Annotated in this window: 19 protein-coding genes and 1 pseudogene; 14 read left to right on the plus strand and 6 right to left on the minus strand. The window is 40.5% G+C overall.

What is annotated here, in order from left to right; all coding sequences use genetic code 11:
* Nucleotides 1-174 precede the first annotated feature (174 nt).
* From Q8W26_RS10160 to Q8W26_RS10180, 5 genes and pseudogenes are all read left to right on the plus strand, one after another.
* The gene (locus Q8W26_RS10160) at nt 175-1,683 is read left to right on the plus strand and encodes a serine hydrolase (protein WP_101215357.1); all 1,509 of its coding nucleotides are present in this window, start codon (nt 175-177) and stop codon (nt 1,681-1,683) included.
* Nucleotides 1,684-1,992: 309 nt separating this feature from the next.
* Nucleotides 1,993-2,316: pseudogene (locus tag Q8W26_RS10165) on the plus strand (S41 family peptidase); the annotation flags it as partial.
* Between the two features lie 132 nt (nt 2,317-2,448).
* Nucleotides 2,449-2,787, plus strand: a complete 339-nt coding sequence (locus Q8W26_RS10170; protein ID WP_101215359.1) for a hypothetical protein — start codon at nt 2,449-2,451, stop codon at nt 2,785-2,787.
* Between the two features lie 380 nt (nt 2,788-3,167).
* Nucleotides 3,168-3,476 (plus strand): hypothetical protein, encoded by a 309-nt coding sequence (locus Q8W26_RS10175; RefSeq protein ID WP_101215360.1) that lies wholly within the window; start codon nt 3,168-3,170, stop codon nt 3,474-3,476.
* A gap of 222 nt (nt 3,477-3,698) precedes the next feature.
* Nucleotides 3,699-4,112, plus strand: coding sequence for a hypothetical protein (locus Q8W26_RS10180; protein WP_305473270.1), 414 nt, complete (start codon nt 3,699-3,701; stop codon nt 4,110-4,112).
* 742 nt (nt 4,113-4,854) lie between these two features.
* On the opposite strand, the gene Q8W26_RS10185 is transcribed toward Q8W26_RS10180, so the two are convergent.
* Nucleotides 4,855-5,775, minus strand: coding sequence for a LysR family transcriptional regulator (locus Q8W26_RS10185; RefSeq protein WP_101215362.1), 921 nt, complete (start codon nt 5,773-5,775; stop codon nt 4,855-4,857).
* A gap of 147 nt (nt 5,776-5,922) precedes the next feature.
* Between Q8W26_RS10185 and hutH the strand changes: the two genes are divergently transcribed.
* Entirely contained in the window at nt 5,923-7,416 is a 1,494-nt protein-coding gene (hutH, locus tag Q8W26_RS10190; RefSeq protein ID WP_101215363.1) for a histidine ammonia-lyase, read from the plus strand.
* 13 nt (nt 7,417-7,429) lie between these two features.
* Entirely contained in the window at nt 7,430-9,430 is a 2,001-nt protein-coding gene (locus tag Q8W26_RS10195; RefSeq protein WP_101215364.1) for a urocanate hydratase, read from the plus strand.
* Nucleotides 9,431-9,568: 138 nt separating this feature from the next.
* Here the strand turns inward: Q8W26_RS10195 and speE are convergent, their stop codons facing one another.
* Together speE and Q8W26_RS10205 are read right to left on the minus strand one after the other, a co-directional pair.
* Nucleotides 9,569-10,429: a polyamine aminopropyltransferase gene (gene speE / locus Q8W26_RS10200; RefSeq protein ID WP_101215365.1), complete on the minus strand. Its 861-nt coding sequence runs from the start codon at nt 10,427-10,429 to the stop codon at nt 9,569-9,571.
* Nucleotides 10,419-11,381 (minus strand): adenosylmethionine decarboxylase, encoded by a 963-nt coding sequence (locus Q8W26_RS10205; protein WP_101215366.1) that lies wholly within the window; start codon nt 11,379-11,381, stop codon nt 10,419-10,421. Before Q8W26_RS10205 ends, speE begins: the two co-directional genes overlap by 11 nt.
* Before the next feature lie 225 nt (nt 11,382-11,606).
* Here Q8W26_RS10205 and speB point away from each other — a divergent pair, with 225 nt between their 5' ends.
* The 4 genes from speB (at nt 11,607) to Q8W26_RS10225 (ending at nt 17,168) form a co-directional block, all read left to right on the plus strand.
* Entirely contained in the window at nt 11,607-12,569 is a 963-nt protein-coding gene (speB, locus tag Q8W26_RS10210) for an agmatinase (RefSeq protein WP_305473272.1), read from the plus strand.
* A gap of 10 nt (nt 12,570-12,579) precedes the next feature.
* Entirely contained in the window at nt 12,580-14,508 is a 1,929-nt protein-coding gene (speA, locus tag Q8W26_RS10215) for a biosynthetic arginine decarboxylase (RefSeq protein WP_305473274.1), read from the plus strand.
* Nucleotides 14,509-14,896: 388 nt separating this feature from the next.
* Nucleotides 14,897-15,589: an alpha/beta fold hydrolase gene (locus tag Q8W26_RS10220; protein ID WP_101215368.1), complete on the plus strand. Its 693-nt coding sequence runs from the start codon at nt 14,897-14,899 to the stop codon at nt 15,587-15,589.
* 583 nt (nt 15,590-16,172) lie between these two features.
* The gene (locus tag Q8W26_RS10225; RefSeq protein ID WP_305473276.1) at nt 16,173-17,168 is read left to right on the plus strand and encodes a sensor domain-containing diguanylate cyclase; all 996 of its coding nucleotides are present in this window, start codon (nt 16,173-16,175) and stop codon (nt 17,166-17,168) included.
* A 31-nt stretch (nt 17,169-17,199) separates the two neighbouring features.
* On the opposite strand, the gene Q8W26_RS10230 is transcribed toward Q8W26_RS10225, so the two are convergent.
* Nucleotides 17,200-17,415 (minus strand): ATP-binding protein, encoded by a 216-nt coding sequence (locus tag Q8W26_RS10230; protein WP_305473278.1) that lies wholly within the window; start codon nt 17,413-17,415, stop codon nt 17,200-17,202.
* Nucleotides 17,416-17,775: 360 nt separating this feature from the next.
* Here Q8W26_RS10230 and Q8W26_RS10235 point away from each other — a divergent pair, with 360 nt between their 5' ends.
* Nucleotides 17,776-18,132 carry a hypothetical protein gene (locus Q8W26_RS10235; protein WP_101215370.1) on the plus strand — a complete coding sequence of 119 codons (357 nt, stop codon included), beginning with the start codon at nt 17,776-17,778 and terminating at the stop codon, nt 18,130-18,132.
* Here the strand turns inward: Q8W26_RS10235 and Q8W26_RS10240 are convergent.
* Together Q8W26_RS10240 and pabB are read right to left on the minus strand one after the other, a co-directional pair.
* Nucleotides 18,118-18,687: a CoA pyrophosphatase gene (locus tag Q8W26_RS10240; protein ID WP_101215371.1), complete on the minus strand. Its 570-nt coding sequence runs from the start codon at nt 18,685-18,687 to the stop codon at nt 18,118-18,120. The genes Q8W26_RS10235 and Q8W26_RS10240 overlap by 15 nt on opposite strands.
* Nucleotides 18,688-18,709: 22 nt before the next feature.
* The gene (pabB, locus tag Q8W26_RS10245; protein WP_101215372.1) at nt 18,710-20,110 is read right to left on the minus strand and encodes an aminodeoxychorismate synthase component I; all 1,401 of its coding nucleotides are present in this window, start codon (nt 20,108-20,110) and stop codon (nt 18,710-18,712) included.
* A 164-nt stretch (nt 20,111-20,274) separates the two neighbouring features.
* On the opposite strand from pabB, the gene Q8W26_RS10250 reads away from it, so the two are divergent.
* Complete coding sequence (locus Q8W26_RS10250; protein ID WP_101215373.1) at nt 20,275-21,789, plus strand: fumarate hydratase; 1,515 nt, start codon at nt 20,275-20,277, stop codon at nt 21,787-21,789.
* 101 nt (nt 21,790-21,890) lie between these two features.
* A complete protein-coding gene (locus Q8W26_RS10255; protein ID WP_101215374.1) occupies nt 21,891-22,295 on the plus strand; it encodes a hypothetical protein in 405 nt (134 codons plus the stop codon).
* The last annotated feature ends 83 nt before the right edge of the window (nt 22,296-22,378 follow it).

Consider the following 22,378-nt stretch of genomic DNA (forward strand, 5'->3'; position numbering starts at 1 on the left):
ACAACACTTGGTGATAAAACACCAATTAACTATGAGAAATTACAGAATGAAGTGTCCGGTTGGACTTGACCAGAATACAGAAGGGCAAAGTGAAGCTTTAATATTTAAGCCTGTCCTCTTTCTCTTTTTTCATCAACGCATAAATAGCAAAATCATTTTAAAAGGACTTAAGTAATGAAAGTTTTTCCCCTTCTAGTGTCGTTGTCTATTTGGGCAAGTAACTCTTATGCTATGGATGATTTCTCTGCCATTGATAACTATGTAAACGCAGCGAAAAAGGAAATAGGCTTGCCTTCTGGCACCGCTATTGCTGTTGTTAAAGACGGTGAAATTGTTTATGAAGGGTATTTTGGTTACGCTAACATCAAAGAAAACAAGAAAGTAACTGCTGAAACAGCATTCTATATTGCCTCAATTACAAAACCTATGTTCGCTTTGTCGGCTTTACTGATGGAACACAATGGAGATATTAAAGACAGCACTACAATGGCTGAAATGTTCCCAAAGCAAGACTTGTTGAATATTGATGCAGATAAAGTTCAATTAAAACACTTAATGTCGTGTTCAGCAGGCATAGAGAATGATGCGCTTGTCAATGCGTTAGCTTTTACGGGCAATCATAACCTTCAACAACGTCAAACTCTTTTAAGTGCTTCGGTTAAAAATGAAAGAAACCCTTTGGGGCAATTTGAATATACCAATCTTGGTTTTAATATTGTTAGTGTATGGGTTGATAACTTTTACTCGCAAGACTGGCAAAAGATATTATCAGAGACAATTTATCAACCACTTGGCATGAATCATACTAGCTCCTACATGAGTGATGCCGCTAAAAAACGTATTGAGGTAGCTCGTCCTTATGGATTAACAGGTGAAGATCCTACAGCAATTTTACCGTTTGAAAAAAGCGATATAACTATGCATGCTGCCGGTGGAACTATTGCAACTGCATCTGATCTTGGACTATTTTTAATCGCGCAGCTCAATCAGGGAAAAGTCAATGGCAAACAAGTGTTCCCTGCTTCAGTCATTAAAAAGTCTCACCAACAATTAGTCTCACACGATGCAAGTTATCTTGATTTTAAACGTACTGGTTATGCATGGGGTTGGCAAATAGGCCCATACAAAGGAAGAAAAATGCTTCATCATTTTGGTGGTGTTGCTGGCACTCATACCCACAGCTCTTTTATTCCAGAGCATAATATTGGTTTAGTCGTATTGAATAATGAAAGTCAAATTAGTCAATATTTAACCAATGCCATAAGTGATATCGCTTATAGTATTTTACTTGATGATGGTGACGCCAATAAAAAGGCAGAAAAGCATATTTTATCGATGCGAGTAAGAGCTTCTGAAGTGAAAACAAACATTAAAAAATGGAATGATGTAAGTGCAAAAAAAGCATCCTCTAGAGTTATGCAACTGAGTCTGGATAAACAAAAATATGTTGGCGTATTTCATCATCCTCTTTGGGGGCAATTAAATATTAAACTGCTTAAGTCAGGGAATTTTGAAGTGAGATTAGGTGAAATTAGCACAATAGCAACAGCTTTTACTAAATTGGATACAATGAGGGTCGAGTTCTCTGCAATGAATGAGGGAGGAAAAGTTTTAACATATAAAATAAAAGATGGTGAAGTTAAAGAATTATCGCTTTTCGGAGAAAAATTTAACAAGGTATAACTAAAAAAGCGGCATAAAACCAACTAATACCTATAAGCCATAACTGAGTTAATCAGCATGAGTTACTTATTTGGCGACATCTTGTCGTCAAACTAAAATCAATAAACAAAATTGTCGCATCCCCTTGTCGGTTACTCGTTAATATCATTTCCGACCAACACAGATTGCGGCTCTGTTATTGTTGTCTCAGCAAGGAAGAAAATAAAAGGACAGGCTTCAATATGAGGGCATAATTTGCTTAATTAGAAAAAGCTTAAAAGTTTAAGCCCGAAAAAGTCTAAGCCTGTCCAGTTTTTCACTGCTGCCGAAGCGTTTGCTTATGATCTACAAAGCCTTAAACGGGCAATCATTGTAGGCGAAACAACCTTGGGCGGCGCACATCCGGTGCGCTTTATTGATTTTGGTGATGGTTTTGTCGCAGGTATTCCTTATGGAAAGGCAATCAATCCAATAACAAAGAGTAATTGGGAGTGGGTTGGCGTCACTCCAGATATTGAAACCTCAACAGACAATGCCTTTGAAACTGCATATCACGCAGCATTAAATAAGCTATTAAATGTAACTCGTGATAAATATCACAGGGCTGATATACAAAACGAGCTCAATGCTTTAAGCCCTCGTTTAACACAATAATAAGAACAAGGCGTATCTCGTCATGTCATATAACAAACAAATCAACGAAGGACTTGAAAGCTTGGCTTAAGCTTTTTCGTACTAAATTTTACCAATTATTGTAAACCAGAGATCAGGACGTTAGGGGAACTTATGGATAAGCATCACTTCAGATTAAAATGGCTGTTTATGGGATTAGGAAGCTTAGGGCTACTATTGAGCGTATTTGTGCTCCCACAGATCTTGACTCTTTTTGAAGAAGTTTGGCTAGCTATGCCTGACCAACAATCAAATATACCTATTGTACTTAGCTCAGTATTCACTGCGATTATGGCGATGTGTCTTATCGGCGGTATTTTATTGGCACGCAAACAGCGATTAGCACACACCGTTCTGCCAGTTGTTTCTGTGTTGCTGTTGTTGTCATTTCCCGTTGGTACTTGTCTGGGGTGTTATTATTTTTGGTATAAAATAAAAGTGGTGAATAATTAAGTTACCGCAACAAACAAGTAGAGGTGTGGTGCGGCTGTCACTGCGCTGTCTAGTTGATGTTGCTCAATGAGTGGTTTGAAGATAAATACTCAATGGTACGGTGGATTACCGGAGTCGGTGTTTAGCATTAATGACTAATGGCCTTTACTTGATAATCACAGGTAGGTAAGGTATTGTTAATAAAGTGTTTAAATATTGTTGTTCGGCAGCTTTTATCATGAACCAACAACACTCGTCACGTCGATTTAGAACAACCCTATTAGTCAGTGAAGTGGGCATGACAACCTAGCGTAAATATCAACGCTAACGTTAATACCAATTCAAATACTGTAGGAATAGCTGGCTAGATAGAAAATTTTTATTAAAAAGGAATCATTACTATGAAAAGGAAGTCTTTCACAATCGCATCATTACTGTTTATTACGGCATGCTCATCGACCGTAGTCCCCTTAGGCGATGACACTTACAGAATAACCGTAGTCCCCTTAGGCGATGACACTTACAGAATAACTAAAGTCGCTAACGAAGCGTTAAAAACCAAAACTTCACTGCAAGCATCATTGAACCAAGAGGCTAGTGAGTTTTGTCAAAGTGAAAAGAGTAGCACAAACTTAAAAACCATCATGACCAGTTCCACTGTCAATCATAAGAATCAACTAATAAGGGCTGAGTTAGAATTTAGCTGCTAATTGACTCTTGGGGCACATCAATTTACGAGGGTGAAACAATACGTTGTTTTGCTCCTGTTTCGCGACTTAAGTATCAGCCACAAACTCGGCTTACTGACGTTACTTTTAGTTGGAAATAACAATGTTTATTGTTGATAAGCTTCGCCAAGTCACCTTAATAAAGGGGTTACGGTTCTCGCTAAAAAATGGGCGTTGCCATGCTGCAAATCAAGAAAAACATACATGGAAAAAATTGTATTAAGGCTATTATGTCTGTGTTTAATAGTCGCTGGCTCGACGCATGTGTTCGATAATATCTATTACGGTTTATTTCCATATCAATTTGTTCCTACTTGGATAAATATCTATTGGTCTTTACTCGGTGTTCTAGATTATTGTGTGGTTTTGCTATTACTTAAATATCGCAAAATAGGTTTAGTGGCTGTATTAGTGTTGATGGCCACAAATGTGGCGATTAACTCATTTGTGCTTTATTCCCTTGAAGCACTCGAGTCCAGTATTGCGCTTCAAACTCAAACGTTATTTCTTGGTTTCTGTATTGGGGTTGTGCCTTGGCTTTGGAAAACTCCGTTGCAATTGTCAACAGTGGCTAAGGCTGATGCGAATGGAGAAATCAGCACCAGAATAACCGAATAAAACGCTGTAACACTATCCTACTCAGTGCTTATATTGGAGAGTCATGACCCCTTATGATCGTGATTTTCGCTGTTGCTGTGGGATAAGTATCAAGGGCTTAACGTTCATGAAGTTGTCTTTTTAAAATACGAAAGGCATATCCAATGAGCAGGGGCTTATGGCGCTATGTTAACTGCTCCTGAGAGAAGTCGTTAAAAAATAGTTGTTTATGTGGCTAGCATGCTTGAGAAGTCTGAGTTTGACCACATTACAATAACAGGAGAACGAATCAGGACTAACCATGCAAAGAACTCTACCGATATTTGGAACAAAGCCCACGAGTCACACCATTGCACTATGTGTACTGACGTGCGGACTGTATGTCATCTATCGATTATATACACTGACGTTGCAAACGAACCCGCATATTAAAAATCCAATAGCCACGTGGTTTGTCGTCGCCGCGGTCGTTATTCATTTGCTCTCATTTATCAGTCTGGCTTATTTTATCCTCGCCAGTGGCTCTCAGCAGTTATTACTTTTTTCTAAAGTAATGCATGTGATTTCGTCTATTTCACACCTTATATGGATTGGGAAGCTTAGAAATAGAATTCATCGTCTATTGGGGGCAGAAAAGGGGAGCAGCGCGTGGCTAAACCCTTTCCTTAGCACTTTCTTACATGTTATTTATATTCAATACAAAATCAATCTAGCGGTTCTGTAAAGCAATAACCGATTGAGCAGAACCTTGATAAACCAGTCACTATTGCCCACTGGGGTGGGGTGGGGGACTCAAATGACAGCGTTTAATTTCTTCAATCAACGCTTGAGCCAATGGTGAAGTGACGGCATTCTTGGATGTAATGAGTGTCACGGGGATTTCGTAAGAATATTTTTTCGGAAGAATCGACTTAAATAACCCTTTTTCAACCCAATGACTCGCGTAATGCTCAGGTAAGTAGCCGATAAACGCACCAGATAGAATCAGTTGAGCGATGCCTTCATCATGGTATGCGGTGGCGCTATTTTGATAGTTTAAGCCATCGTTTCGCACTTCTTTATCTCGCATATAGTTACTGGTGATCACTTCGGATTCTTCTAGTAGCGATACCACTTCCTTTGGTTCACACTCAAATAGTGGGTGACCTTGGGCGCAGTACAAATAGTTCGTTTCGTTGTGTAGTGGTAAATAATCTAGCCCGCGTAGATGGTGGCGACTCACACCAAACCCGACAAGAGAGCGGCCATTGACCACCGACGTTTCCACTTCCCGAGCTTCACATACATTAATATCAAATTGAATATTATCCCCACGAGCTTTGAGCGCCGAAATGACACGGGCAACTCCACAACGAGGATCGCTCACTAATGTATCAATGGTCGCGATAGTGACCCGGCCAGATAACTCACTTTTGGCACTGGCGACCGTCGTCATGAAGGCGTCACATTGTTGCAAAAGCTCTAACGATGCTTGATAAGTCACTCGCCCCGGCTCGGTTAACTCAAAACCACTACGACCCCGTTTACATAGCTTGATACCTAAGCGCACCTCTAGATCAGATAAGTGTGAGCTGATGGTTGAGCGACCAATGTTCAAACGTGATTCAGCGGCTGATAAACCGCCGCATTCTACAATGGCAACAAATATTCTGAGTAAACGTAAATCAACGTCATGGATTTGCATTATTTCACCGTCTGTTAGTTCGATATAATCGGAATGAATTACGATTATTATGCATCTGTAAAACAACAGCAGCAAGTTATAATTAACAAACTGTTTAGTAGTTTTCTTAAAAAATATAAGAATATAGAAATATTTAGGAGTATTTATATGACATTTAATTATGGTATCGATCGCTTAGATTTAGATCTAGTGAACGCGATTGCTAACGGCGACATCAAAGCAGTACTGAGCCAAGAAGCGATTGATAAAATTAATACCAGTCGTCAACGTGTTGAAAAGATGGCGGCATCAGATGAGCCTGTTTATGGAATCAATACTGGCTTTGGTCCGTTATGTGACACACAAATCACCCCTGAAGAAACCAATTTATTACAAAAAAACTTACTAATCACTCATGCTGTTGGTGTTGGTGAGCCCATTGCTAAAGCCATTTCTAAATTAATGCTTATCACTAAAGTACACGCATTAAGTCAGGGTTTTTCAGGTATTCGTCTAGAAACTGTTGAAAGAATGCTAGCGTTTATCGAGCTAGACTTAATTCCAGTTGTCCCAGAGCAAGGCTCTGTTGGTGCGTCAGGCGATTTAGCACCGCTATCACATTTATTCTTACCATTACTCGGCGAAGGTGAGTTCTGGCACGGTGATAGCATGATCCCAGCAGCCCAAGCGTTAAAAGAGCATGGGTTAGAGCCAATGGATCTACACGCTAAAGAAGGTCTTGCACTCATTAATGGTACGCAGTTTATCTTGTCGCACGCGATTACGGCGTTAACTAAGATGCGTTACTTATTAGACTTAGCAGATATTACAGGCGCAATGAGCATCGAAGGGATGCAGGGCAGTGAGTCTCCGTTTAGAGAAGAGCTTCATGCAACTCGTCCGTTTCCAGGCAACCTTGAAGTCGCTGCTCGCATGAGACGTTTCTTTAAAGACTCTCAAAACATGGCTGATCATGAAGAGTGTGACCGTGTTCAAGATCCGTACTCACTACGTTGTATTCCACAAGTTCACGGTGCATCACGTAATGCTTACGCTCATTTATATGAGCTTGCTGAAATTGAAATGAATTCAGTGACTGATAACCCAATCGTAATTAGCAGTGAGGAAGCAATCTCAGGTGGTAGCTTCCACGGTCAACCGCTGGCTATGGTACTTGACTATGCATCAATCGCTGCGGCTGAATTAGGTAATATCTCTGACCGTCGCTGTTACTTATTATTAGAAGGTTTACACGGCTTACCACGTTTATTGACAACATCAGGCGGTTTGAACTCTGGCATGATGATCCCACAATATGCAACAGCAGCATTAGTGACAGAGAATAAATCACTGTGTTTCCCACCATCAGCTGATAGTGTACCAACATCGATGGGTCAAGAAGATCACGTATCAATGGGTAGTATCTCTAGCCGTAAACTAAATCAAATCTTGGGTAACTTAGAAAAGATTTTTGCAATCGAGTTAATGTATGCAGCGCAAGCGATTGAATTTAGACGCCCTAACAAATGCTCAGATATTATTGAGCACAACTTTGACGTAATTAGAGCAAAAGTCGCTAAGCTTGAAGAAGACAGACTGTTAAAGCCAGACATCGATGCATTGATTACATTAGTTAAGACACAAGCCTTCAAAGTAAACTAAGGGGATACCAACAATGAATTTTCAAGACATTATCAAACAAGGTATTCCTAGTGAATTGCCACCGGCACGACCTTACCCAGAGAATGCCAACCGTGCGCCAAAGCGTAAAGACATTCTAACGGTTGAAGAAAAACAACTGGCGGTTAGAAATGCATTACGTTATTTCCCAAAGGCATGGCATCAAGAGTTGGCTACAGAGTTTGCACAAGAGCTTAAAGACTTCGGCCGAATTTATATGTATCGCTTTAAGCCGAGCTACCACATGCTAGCGCGCTCTATCAGCGATTACCCTGCAAAATGTGAACAAGCAGCGGCTATCATGCTGATGGTTGATAACAACCTAGATCCTGCTGTAGCACAGCACCCTGAAGAATTGATCACTTATGGTGGTAACGGTGCGGTATTCCAAAACTGGGCGCAATACTTGTTAGCAATGAAGTATTTAAGCGAAATGGAAAGTGACCAAACATTACATATCTATTCAGGGCATCCAATGGGATTGTTCCCGTCATCGGTTGACGCTCCGCGTGTTGTTGTTACTAATGGTATGATGATCCCGAACTACTCTAAACCAGATGACTGGGAGAAGTTCAATGCGTTGGGTGTGACACAATACGGTCAGATGACGGCTGGTTCATTCATGTATATTGGGCCACAAGGCATTGTTCATGGCACGACTATCACGGTGATGAATGCATTCCGTAAAGTGCTTGAAAAAGGCCAGACGTCAAAAGGTAAAATCTTCCTCACCGCTGGTTTAGGTGGTATGAGTGGCGCACAGCCAAAAGCGGGTAACATAGCCAACTGTATTACTGTTTGTGCTGAGGTCAATGCTAACGCGGCCACTAAGCGTCACCAACAAGGTTGGGTCGATGAGCTCATTGATAACATGGATGAGTTGATTGCACGTGTTCGAAGCGCTCAAGCTAACGAAGAAGTGGTTTCAATCGCTTACATCGGCAACGTGGTTGATGTGTGGGAAGCATTTTATGAGCAAGAAATCTTTGTTCATTTAGGCTCAGACCAAACGTCACTACATAACCCATGGTCAGGCGGTTATTACCCAGTTGATATCAGCTATGAAGAGTCGAACCGTTTAATTCGTGAAGAGCCTGAGTTATTTAAAGAAAAAGTACAATCGACACTAAAACGTCATGCTGATGCAGTAAATAAACATACTGCCCGTGGTACGTATTTCTTTGATTACGGCAACGCATTCTTACTCGAAGCCTCTCGCGCTGGTGGTGATGTTATGGCTGAGAACGGTATTGATTTTAAATACCCATCTTATGTTCAAGATATCTTAGGTCCAATGTGCTTTGATTACGGCTTTGGTCCATTCCGCTGGGTCTGTGCTTCTGGTAAATCAGAAGATTTAGATAAGACTGATGCGATTGCAGCCAAGGTTCTGAACAAGATCATGCAAGAGTCACCTGAAGAAATTCAGCAGCAAATGCAAGATAACATCACGTGGATTAATGACGCTAAGCAAAACAAATTAGTGGTTGGGTCACAAGCACGTATTCTTTATGCCGATGCACAAGGCCGTATGGAAATTGCTAAAGCGTTTAACGATGCCATCAATAGCGGTGAAATTGGCCCTGTTGTATTAGGTCGTGACCATCATGATGTGAGTGGTACCGATTCACCGTTCCGCGAAACGTCAAACATCTATGATGGCAGTCGCTTCACTGCGGATATGGCAATTCATAACGTGATTGGTGATAGTTTCCGCGGCGCAACTTGGGTATCTATTCATAACGGCGGCGGTGTTGGTTGGGGTGAAGTAACTAATGGCGGTTTTGGTATGTTGCTTGACGGAACAGACGCTGCCGAAAGACGTTTAAAATCAATGTTATTATTTGATGTTAATAATGGTATTGCTCGTCGTAGCTGGGCTCGAAATGAGGAAGCAAATTTTGCGATAAAACGCGAAATGGAACGTACGCCTAAGCTGAAAGTGACTTTAGCGAACTTGGTTGAAGATGATATTTTAGATAACTTATCGCTTTAACATTTGCTTAAAAGGACAGCCGCTCCTGACTATATTGGTCACGAGCGGCTTTTTTTATTTTTAAACTGGATAGTAGGCTATTCTTGCAACAGTCTCTGTCAAAAATTAGCGCCTCGGTAATTTTAGGCTAAGGTCAGGTCAGTCGTTATCAATTAAGCCCGCTAGACCGTTTCTTACAAAATTAGGCAGTGCAAAGGCTGCACTGTGCAAGTTTGCGTTATAGTAGTCAAAAGATAAGCCACTATTTGTTACTCTGTTAACATCTAAATCGTTGATGGGGTGATGTTTTTTTGTAGCAAATGTAAAGCTCCACAGCCCGCCCGGATAGGTTAAATTACTAAAACTATAGAGATAGGTTTGTGGAAAAACAGCATTTAAAACGGTCAATAATGACTGTTGGATATCCAATGCATACCAAGAAGACTCCCCTTGTGAGACTACAATACCATCATCACTTAAACAGTCGTACACATCTCGATAGAATGCTTCACCAAATAACGGCTGAGCAGGGCCGATTGGGTCAGTGCTATCGACAATAATGACGTCAAATTTTTCAGTGGTGTTCTTTACAAACTCGACGCCGTCACCAATGATCAATGTTAATTTGTCGTGGTCAAGATCTTTGGCCGTTTGCGGAATAAATTCTTTGCAAGCATCAACAACCATACTGTCAATCTCGACCATGGTACATTTCTCAACACTACAATGGCGTAGAACTTCACGGGCTGTACCTCCGTCACCGCCACCAATAATTAATACATTTTTTGGTGCTGGGTGGGTAAATAATGGCACGTGAGAAATCATGTCATGATAGGCAAATTCATCGCGCTCGGTTACCATCACTAACCCATCATTGAGCAGCATTTTGCCATGCCCTTTGGTTTCAACGATGTCAACAGTTTGATATTCACTCTTGCCAGAGAATAATACTTTTTCTACTTTAAATTTAAGACCTAAAAAGTCTTCAAATTTTTCTTCTATCCATAAATTAGAGTTCATGGTTTTCTCCGTCGACTTCAAACACTGTGGCTTGAGTAAATTGTTGTGTTGGTAAAATATAATTTGCAAAATTAACTAAAAAACCGTTGGTTAATTTTTGTTGTACTAGTGATTGACTAACATAGTCTTGAGGGACACTTTTATCGGTAAGTGTCTGAAATTGCGTTTCGTTATAGCAGAGTAAATCAAATGATGACGGTTTTAGGACGTCGAGAATGATTGGCAATAAATCAATTAAATTCACATTAGACTCAAAGCTGATATAACTACTATCTGCTTGCGGTGTCACATGAATAGTGAGGTATTGACGGCCACGAATGGCATTAACCGAATAGCCATAAGGTTGAAATACAAAGTCGTCTAACTGAAAATCAGGAATAAGTTGTTCAAGCTTTAAAAACTCTCGGATATCGTTGGCTGCTAATCCGTGACGAGTTAGATGATTTGAAGCGTCATGACATATTTGATATGCAAATATTTCATAGGTTTTATCATCGGTGGCTGCTTTAAAGTCGTTATCTTGATGAAAAATAAAGTTGTGGTGACTGTCCATCGCACCGAACCGCATGGCTTTACCTGGAATGTATTTGGTTAACCGCTTTACATCATCGCCAAAGCAACTAGGTTGTGCATGAGCATAGTATTCATTTTTGCGTTGATAAGTTAAGTGCTTAATTGTATCTACACCTAGTTGTTCAATAAAGTACTCGACTGAATTGACAAGGTTGGTTTCACCGCAGGTCAATATAAGGAAGTAGTTATCCCAAACAAATAAACTCGACTCTGATAACAAAAACGCCTTGCACTCTGCATTGCGAATACTTGAGAGTATTTTTGCATTACACCGAATGACGAGCTCCGCCCAAAAGGCGTCACTGACATCGTTAAGCAATGACAACTTTTCGTTGTGCACGAGAATTTCAACTTTTTTTTCAGAACCTTCAAAAAACACTGGCTTTCCTAAATAGAGTTTGACTAAAACTACAAGTTAACTATAACGTCATTGTGCAGGATACCCAGACACAAAAAATCGCGCTATTTTACAAAAAAAAGTGTAGATTTCAAGATAAAAATAATCAAATGATGAGTTAGTTTATTTACTGCTAAAAAGACTATACTTTATGGCAATTTTAAGCATAATGCGACCTAAAAACTCCCATGACTAACATGGTATTTTATGATGAATAACAACGACGAAATGATAAACAAACAGAATAAAGTCTGCGATTTGGTGGTCAACTTTATCGAGCCTGATATACGATTTGAGTGTGCAAAAACACCCGATGGAATTTACCCTGATTCTGTTCACCTGCTCGGTTTTGAGTTTGATGGCACGGCTTGCTTTAGAAAAGGAACAAAAGCTGGGCCAAATGCCTTACGCGGGGTGTCGGATGGTATAGAGTCTTATTCACCTTACCTTGATGATGACATTGATGATATCGTTTTTTACGATCTAGGTAATTTGTCGACTGAGGCTAAACTGAGCGACAATCAACACAAAAACATTGAGCAGCAATGGCAAGTTGCCACCGATGACTACATTGCACAATTTAGTCCTGAGTCGATTAGTCAGCATTGCATAAAGACCTTAACACTAGGTGGTGAGCATTCTATTTCCTACGCCCCTATCGTAACGTACTTAAAAGCCTATGATGACTTAGTATTATTACATTTAGATGCCCATGCTGATTTAAGAGATGGTTATTTAGGCTTTCATTACTCACACGCTTCGATTATTAAACGTGTTTCTGATCATTTTTCAGGGCAGCATCAATTAATTCAGTACGGGATCCGCTCAGGCACAAAAGACGAGTATCAATGGATGCGTTCAAATAACACGTTAATCAATTCGCGTGAGGAATTTTTACAAAGCGTTGCCGATTTAGATGACAGTCGACCTATCTATTTAACCTTGGATCTTGATTATTTTGATCCGAGTTTCTTTCCGGGAACGGGGACGCCAGAACCCGGTGGTGAAGACTTTCATTCTTTTGTCAGCCTCTGCAAAATTTTAAAAAACAAGAACTTTGTCGGCTGCGATGTTGTTGAACTCTCGCCAGAGATTGACGCTACGGGCAATAGTGATGTTTTCGCTGCTAAAGTTGTCCGAGAACTGATTATTTGTTTAAACACTAAATAGAGAAATGCGCTTGAAAACTGTATTAACACCATGGTCAATTGATGACGCTGAAAATACCTATCATGTAAAACGCTGGGGCAATGGCTATTTTGATATCGGCGAAAGTGGCGATATTCAAGTTATTCCACGTTATGACCAGCCGAACCTAAAGATTAACTTAAAAGAAGTGATTGACGAAATGCAGAGTAAGGGCATTCAGTTTCCTGCTGTCATTCGCTTTCACGATATTCTGCGCTCACAAGTTGAACTGCTCAATAAGACATTTAGAAATACCATTGAAGATGCAAACTACCAAGGGCAGTACTTTGGTGTCTTTCCTGTGAAAGTTAACCAAATGCGTGAAGTCATTGAAGAAATAGTCAGTGCTGGAAGTCGTTATAATTATGGACTGGAAGCGGGCTCTAAGCCGGAGCTAATTGCTGCACTTGCCTACAATACCAATAAGAATTCATTAACGATTTTGAACGGTTACAAAGATGATGAGTATTTACGCTTGGCTTTGTTAGGGTTGAAAATTGATAGAAAAGTGATCGTGGTTATTGAAAAGTATAGTGAGCTGATTAAGTTAATCGACCTTGCTAAGCAACTCAAAATAAAGCCGATTATCGGTTTACGCGTCAAAATGATGGTTAAAGGACGTGGTAAATGGGAACATTCTAGTGGTGAACGCGCAAAATTTGGTTTAAGCATTGCTGAAATCCTCAATGCTGTAACCTATTTAGAATCCGAAGGTTTAATCGACTGTGTTAAGTTATTGCATTTTCATATCGGCAGTCAATTAACAGATATTCGTGCCATTAAAGAAGCCGTTCAAGAAGCATCTCTGGTTTACAGTAAGTTGTTCAAGTTAGGTGTGCCACTGGAATATATTGATGTCGGTGGCGGGCTAGCGATTGACTATGACGGCTCACAATCAACAAACGATTCATCTTGTAATTACAATCTATCAGAGTATGTCTCTGACATTGTCTATGGCTTTAAACAAAATTGTGATCTTGAGTCAGTACCTCATCCACATATTGTCAGTGAAAGTGGGCGAGCGATGACGGCTCATCATTCGTGCGTGATAACCAATGTTATTGGTGAAATACACCCAAGCGGTACACAGTATTTCACGGGGAAAGCAACGGGCGAACACATCATAGTTAGCAATATTCGTGAATTGGAAAAAAACTTAGCGGTAACTGACAGAAATGACAATCAGCAAGAGATTTATAATGACGCCGTGCAATTAAAATCTCAAGCAATGCAGGCTTTCAAACTGGGTATATTGAGTCTGGATGATCTTGCCAAAGTGGAAACAATGTATTGGCGCATTCTTAATGAGATTGAGCAGCAAATGCAACATCTTGACTTTGTTCCGGAAGCATTGAATGATATTTCTCAATTGTTGTCATCACAATATTTAGCCAATTTCTCAGTTTTCCAGTCTGCTGCTGATTCTTGGGCAATTGATCAGGTTTTGCCTATCGTACCGGTTTCACGCTTAAACGAGGCACCGACTAAGTTGTGTAGCTTGGTCGATATCACCTGCGATAGCGATGGTAAAATAGATAAATTCATCGGTAATGATACAGTTGCAAACAACATTCCGTTGCACACACTCAACCCCGCTGATGATTACTTCATCGGTATCTTTCTAACTGGAGCTTATCAAGATGTTATGGGAGATATGCACAACCTATTTGGTCGTTTAAACGAAGTTCATATTGTCAGTTATGACGATGATCCTAAGGACTTCTACATTGAAGAGGTGATTAAGGGGTCGTCAGTTGATAATGTTCTTTCTACCATGCAATACACCCCGGCAATTATGGCGCAAATAATCAAAAAAGAAATCGATGATCAAATCGCTCGAGGTAAAATTAAACCACGTGAAGGTGTCAATTTGATTGATTTTTATGAGGATTGTTTGGACGGTTACACCTATTTGAAGTAAGTAGTCAGTTTGAAATAAATAGTCAGTAATTACATTCCAGTCTGACGGATTATTGTGTCTTGCATGGTAGACCTACCTAAGGGGGAGCTCTATGTGCCAGTGATTATCCATGTTCTTATAAGGGGCCTTGGATACGATAGCTGGGGCAGGCTGGCAATGAATCCATTGGCTTTAACAACGGTAAATCCCTCAAGTGATTACAAGAAAGGATGACGACTTTAGTAGAACTGATTTGGTGGTATAAGAACGATATGATGAGTCAACGATTCTTTAGTGTCTACATAACATGTTGATTGAGTGTAGGGTTGTTTGACATTTTTAGTCAAAATGTCAATGAGTTCCTGAAGCGATACACACCAAATTAGGCGACACCAGACAAGGCAAGCTCATGCGCAAGAAGTTATTCTTTATTCCCGGCACAATGTGTACCGATAAACTGTGGACGGAAGTGCTACCACATTTGGCAAAAGATTTTGAACCTGTTTTGTTGAATATCCCTCAGGGAAAGAGTTTTGATGAACTTGCAGCATATTACGACAATTTATTTGGTGATAAGCCTGTTCATGTGATTGGCTTTTCACTGGGTGGTTACATCGCTGCTTATTACGCCATGCGATATCCACACAACGTTGCCAAATTATTTGTGATATCTAATAGCCCGACCGCGCTTCCAACACTTGAGTATACTCAACGTAGTAAGGTTCTTGAGTTTGCTAAAATTCATGGATATAAAGGGATTAGCCGCAAAAAAGCTGCTGGCTTATTAGACCGTGGTGTTCTATCAGATTCAGTTGTTGATCTGATTATTGAGATGGATAAAGAAAGTGGTGAAGAACAATTCTTTAGTCAATACCAATGTACCTTAGAACGAGAAGACCTCAGAGTAGCTATTAGCGACTTTCCATTTCCGACACATTTTTATTATAGTGAAGACGACGCTGTGGTTAATTCACAGTGGCTAAGTAATTTAGAGGGGCTTAATATGAGACTATCACTTTATAGCACGGCTGGTAGTGGCCACATGTTGCCCCTTGAAAAACCTCATGAGTTGGCAACACAAATCAACCGATGGGCACAATGATAGACACTGGCTAACTAAATGGCACTGTTAGCGACTTAGAGCAAAGTTACGTACACAACATCAATCAAAACTGATGTACGATTTTATTCCTTATTTTCTAGCGATTGCGATTTTTTTTGTTATAAACCACTTAAATATTATTTTACACTTGAGCCGTTGTGTTTAACACGAGAAGAAAATATATTTAATGTAAGCATTCGTAGGAGGGGTACGATTTGAAAACGTTACTAAAGTGGCTACTACTGCTAGGTTTGTTGTTCGCTGCGTTAATTTCTTATAGTTATGGTTTTTCAAACGGTGTAGTGTTCTTTATCGTTTTGGGGGCTGCTTTAGAGCTGTCAGTTTGGATAGTTGCTCTAAGAAAAAGGACAAAAAAATAATAACGCTATGAGCCTCCTATCCAGCAGGTCATGTTTTTTGCCTATCAAAACACCACAGTTACTTTCTGTTGGTTCTTATGTGTGAAGATGCTACATTAATTTTACAAATGCTCGTTAACAGGTTTAGACTTATACCCTGTTAACGCGCTCTAACACCGTTAATTGTTTGTTGATTTAAATACGAATGTCTAGGATGTCGATTTATGCAAGAAACCATCGAATCTCTCCTTCAAGAAAATGCGGCACTGAAATCTGCATTAACCGATCTTAAAAAGAATAAACATGAATTAGAACTTGTTATTGAAAATACCGGTGTCGGCATTTGGGATTGGAATGTTCAAACCGGTGAGACGATATTTAATGAACGCTGGGCAAATATCATTGGCTACACGTTAGCTGAGTTAGGTGAACTCAGTATTAAAACGTGGCTTAAATTCGCACATCCTGATGACTTGCAAGAGTCAGAGCGTCTGCTTAAGGCGCATTGGTCAGGTGAGTCAGAGTATTATTTATTCGAATCTCGAATGAAGCATAAAAAGGGCCATTGGATTTGGGTTTATGATACAGGCCGGGTGGTGGAATGGGAAAGTGAAGGTGTGCCAAAGCGGATGATTGGAACGCATCTCGATATCACCGATAAAAAAGTCGCAATTGCCAATCTTGATGCAGCAAACAAACAACTTAAAAAACTGAGTTATATTGATGCACTAACACAGATCCCAAATCGTCGTGCTTATGAAGAAAAGATTAAAACGGAAATTAGTGTGGCTCGTCGTGCCAACTCATTTTTAGCAATTTTGATGATAGATATAGATAATTTTAAGGAGTTTAATGACACTTATGGGCACGACAAAGGCGATGAGGTTTTACTACAAGTCTCGCAATTAATTAAAACAGCATTGCCAAGAAAAACCGATTTTGTCGCGCGGTATGGTGGTGAAGAAATTGCAATTATTCTACCTTTTACCCAGCTTAATGGTGCAATCAACATTGCAAAAACAATAGTTGAGCAAGTCTTTTCCTCGGCAATTGAACATCAACACTCCTGTTATGATAAGAGTGTAACGGTTAGTGTGGGTGTCGCTTGTTCTGATAGTTCTTATGAAAAGTTGATGCACTTTGCCGATGAAGCGCTGTATGAGGCAAAACGTAAAGGACGAAATCGCTACGAGGTACATACCACAGAGACTATTACGTGAGTTGGCTAGACTAATAATCACGTATCAGCCTCTAAAGGGGGATGCGCAAATCAAAGCGCGCTCCACCAAGGTGCGATTGGCTAATGGAGATTTCTGCCTTAATTTTTTTACAGGCCCCTTTCGTAATCGCTAAACCAACTCCTAAGCCGCCGGTTTTTCGACTACGGCTTTTATCTAATCGAGTAAAGGGTATGAAAACGGTTTGATAATCCTTAGGGTCGATTCCTTGACCGTCATCACTTACCATGACACAAACTATTATAATAGCGATGCAGCTTTTGCGGCTCATTAGCCTTTTTATAGTACTGGTGCGAGTGCGCTCTTTCTCTTAAAACAAAAAGGGTATGATCTTAAAAAGATTGAGCAGGGTATATTACCGTATGAGGCAGCATTAAAGGTAACTGGCTTGGATGAAGTGGAGCGTATGCAACGCTTAAATGATATTTATCAAAGCACTGAGTGGAAAAGCGCACAAGAAGCAGCGAGTCGCTATGTGAAGTTACTGTAAGAGACACATTCATTGGACCTAGATAAAAGCCAGCTATAACCAGCTAAAGTCTCAATAAAGTATTATGATTAAAGAGTGTCATCAAAACTACGGTTAAACATGAGTAAACGGAGCCTTGATCTTATTCACCTGCTTTTAGCTGGTCTGACAATTGTTGGTTGGGGGGTACTGTTTTATGCACTCGTTGTGTTCCACCAAGCACGACCAGAAATGAGTACGATTATTACACTTCATCATGAGATTGCCGTTAGGACAACTTGGCTACTGAGAGTTTATGAGCGTTTGATGTTTTTATTATGGTTTTGCGCTGGGGTAAGCTTCGCATCGATTGTGGTCAATTGGTACCTACGCATACAACAACAGGATACTTATTGGTTTCCCGCATTACTATTGGGGGCTGTGTCGAGTGTGGGCGCCTTAGTCTTAACTATTTGGCGTCCATTAATGAATAGCTAAGCGAAACTGCTCGATGATAGCTGCTGTAGCGCCCCAGATGGGCCAGCCGTCGGTCGGCTTAAAATAGACAGGGTAGATGCCATCATGCCGGCAGATATCGATATTGAAATGGCTTTCATCATTAAACAATTGCGCAAGTGGCAGCTCTATGACCTCAGCAACTTCATCTAAGTTGGGGGTAAAGATAATATCTGGTTCAATAAACCCAATGTACGGCTTGATGGTAAAACCTGTAACGGTCTGGTAAGCGGGTAATTGACCAAAGATACTTACTTTGTGATGCTCAACACCTAGCTCTTCAAAATTTTCTCGTAGGGCTGTTTCCATTAATGAGCTGTCTGTTAGATCGAATTTACCACCGGGGAAACTAATTTGATTTGGGTGGTGCCTAAGGTGACTGGCTCGCTGGGTCAGCACCATATAGATCTGCCCATGACGTTCGACTAAAGGAATAAGAACGGCGCTAGGGGTGAGGTGCCCACTCATGGGAATTTGAGCTAACACTTTTTTAAAACTATTCATTTGAAAAAGTGTAATGAGTTGCTCTCTATTCATCAGTGTCTCCCAAGTGTTACATTTACTCTCCCGCTAAGAGTGGAAGTATCGAGGCTACTTTATCAAAACATTCTTGGTATTCAGCATCGACTTGTGAGTCAGCTACAATTCCGCCGCCGGCCCAACAAAAAATTTCCTTCTCTTGCTCTGTCTTATTTAAGCATAGCAAGGTTCTGATGGTTATATTGGTGTCCATTTGATTATCTGCACTAATATAGCCAATTGAACCACAATAGATGGAACGGCGATGGGGTTCAAGTTGATCAATGATATTCATTGCATTAATTTTCGGGGCTCCAGTAATTGAACCGCCAGGAAAAGCGTTCTTGAGTAACCCTACCGTGGTGACATCGCTGCTTAGTTCAGCAGTGACAGTACTAACAAGATGATGAACATTTTTAAAACTTTCAATATCAAACAACTTTGGGACTTGGACACTCCCTGGCTTTGCGCTACGGCCAAGATCGTTTCTTAAAAGGTCAACGATCATGAGGTTTTCACTTTGATCTTTCTCGCTATCTCTTAATTCTTGCGCTAATAACAGATCATGCTCGACATCTTGACTACGAGGGCGTGTTCCCTTAATTGGTTTAGTTTCTACAAAGCCTTGGTGACACTGTATGAAACGTTCGGGTGAAACACTTAAGATTGCACCTTGTTCAAGTCGAATAAACGCACTAAAAGGCGTATTGTTTTGATCGGCTAGTGTTAAATAGGCTTGGTATTCATCACCTTGATAATTAGCTTCAAAGCGTTGGGTTAAATTGATTTGATAACAGTTACCAGCACGCAAATGGCGCTGGACTTGTTGAAATTTGTTGTCGTATTGCTCTCGAGTTAACTGGTTACGCCAAGCACCTCTTAGTTGAAATTGTTGAGGGGATTGATGTTGCTTAGCCGTGGCAAGCAACGTATTGACCTGGGTTAATGCCTGTTGGTGTTGATCCGCTGTACCGCGAGTTGTTAGTAATACCTCATTAGTTGCACGGTTAAACACAATGCCACTACGATAAATCCCTACGGCCATGACAGGGAGGTCGATGTCTTTGGCAGCGATTTGGTCGATGCGCTCACAATGTCGGCCTAGGTCGTAACTAAAATGTCCTAGCGCTCCACCAGTGAAAGGTAGCTGGTGGCCTTCATCACTTAACTCTGCCAAAGCAAGTATTTGTTCAAGGACATCAAAAGGGTTGTCATATGAATAGGTTTGCTCATTTGTTTTACAGTCTGTGATTAGCGTCTTCTCGTCATCACTTTGTAAGGTATATAAAGGGTCAAACACCATAATGTCGTACTTTGCGTCGATATGGGCGCTAGCTCCGGAGTCTAGCAACATAGCCCATGGGTGCATGGCCACTGTTGAAAATAACTCTCGGCAAGTTAAGCTGGTGGAAAGTGATGAGCAATGAACGAGTGAAGACATTTTAACCTATTAATTTGTTGGACGTTGGTAGCACTTGGCTAGTGACATTTAAGCAAGGTATTATATACTCAAACGCAACTTGGATGCATCGAGTTTGATCGCTGCACCACAATAATAAAATATAAGTTGTATTTGCAATAGTTTGATTCCGAAAGGGGATATTGATGACCGTAATTAAAAAAGCAGATTTTATTGAAAGTATTGAAGATTCACTTCAATACATTTCATATTACCATCCTAAAGATTTTATTGATGCGATGGAAAAAGCCTATAACACCGAACAAAGCAGTGCTGCGAAAGATGCAATTGCACAGATTTTAATTAACTCACGCATGTCTGCAGAAGGTCACCGTCCGCTATGTCAAGATACGGGCATTGTTACTTGTTTCGTTAAAATCGGTATGAATGTACGTTGGGATTCCGACTTAACAGTTCAAGAAATGGTAGATGAAGGTGTTCGTCGAGCTTATAACAATCCAGATAACCCGCTACGCGCTTCTATCGTTGCTGACCCAGCAGGATCACGTAAAAACACTAAAGATAACACACCTGCGGTTGTTCATATCGATATGGTTGCAGGCGATGAAGTTGAAGTTATGATCGCTGCAAAGGGTGGCGGTAGTGAAAACAAATCGAAAATGGTCATGTTAAACCCGTCTGATTCAATTACCGATTGGGTATTGAAAACAGTACCAACTATGGGTGCAGGCTGGTGTCCACCGGGTATGTTAGGTATAGGTATTGGCGGTACAGCTGAAAAAGCGGCAGTGATGGCTAAAGAGTCATTAATGGAAAGTATCGATATTAATGAAATCATTGAGAATGGTCCTCAATCAGGTGAAGAAGAACTACGTTTAGAAATATTCAACGAAGTTAATAAGTTAGGTATTGGTGCGCAGGGTCTTGGTGGTGTTAATACTGTACTTGATATTAAAATCAAGTCAGCACCGACACACGCTGCATCAAAACCTGTTGTAATGATCCCTAACTGTGCTGCAACACGTCACGTACATTTTCATCTCAATGGCAGCGGTCCGGCAAATTTATTGCCGCCGAAGCTAGAAGATTGGCCTGAGATCACTTGGGAAGTAGGCGATAACGTGCGCCGAGTCAACGTAGATAATTTATCTAAAGAAGACATCTCTGAGTGGAAAACAGGAGAAACTGTTTTACTTAGCGGTAAAATCTTAACTGGTCGCGACGCTGCACATAAGAAAATTCAAGAACTCTTAGCAAGTGGTCAAGGTTTACCTGCAGGTGTAGATTTCAACGGTAAATTTATCTATTACGTTGGCCCTGTTGACGCTGTAGGCGATGAAGTTGTTGGTCCTGCTGGCCCTACAACATCAACTCGTATGGATAAATTCACTAAGATGATGCTTGAAGAAACTGGCTTGTTGGGCACCATTGGTAAAGCTGAACGTGGACCTGCGACAGTTGAAGTCATTAAAAATAATAAGTCTGTTTATTTAATGGCTGTTGGTGGCGCTGCTTATTTAGTGTCTAAAGCCATTAAGAAGTCACGTGTTGTTGCATTCCCTGAATTAGGTATGGAAGCAATTTATGAGTTTGAAGTTGAAGATATGCCCGTAACTGTAGCGGTTGATTCAACAGGCGAAAACGCTCATGACACTGGCCCAAGTACTTGGCGCGTCAAGCTACAAGACCCATCGGCTTAAGTCATTACTCATTGAACATTAGTCTAGTTGGCTAATGTTCAACTGTTGTTCAGCTTATCTCTGTTACGATTAACAAATCATAAATTTACGGAAAACATAACATGAAAAAGATTTCTCTCGCACTTATGACTGCAGCATTACTTGCCGGTTGTGGTGAGCAAGCTAAAGAAGAGACAAAAGATACATCTAAAGAAACGAAAAGTGCCGTTTCACAAATGGTATCTGATGCTAAAGAAACGGCGACTAATTCATTGTCTGAAGCAAAAGAAACGGCAAGCAGCAGCCTAGCAGATGCAAAAGAGGCGGCTTCAACTAAACTTGACCAAGCGAAACAAGAAGCATCTAGTAAATTGGAAGCTGCAAAAGCCGAAGCAAGTGAGCAGTATCAAAATGCTAAAACTCAAGCGGCAGATAAAGTAGAGGCAGCGAAAAAAGCTGCTGATGATTTACTGAAAAAAGAGAAAGAAGAAAAAGAGCAAAAACTAAAGGAAGCAATTAAGCTATAATTTAGACTATTGTTTAATTAAGCCCCAGTTTTTACTGGGGCTTTTTTGTTTGTGCTGGTATGATAATCGCAAAAATATAGATA

This window comes from Psychrobium sp. 1_MG-2023 (genome assembly GCF_030689115.1).
Lineage (GTDB): Bacteria > Pseudomonadota > Gammaproteobacteria > Enterobacterales > Psychrobiaceae > Psychrobium.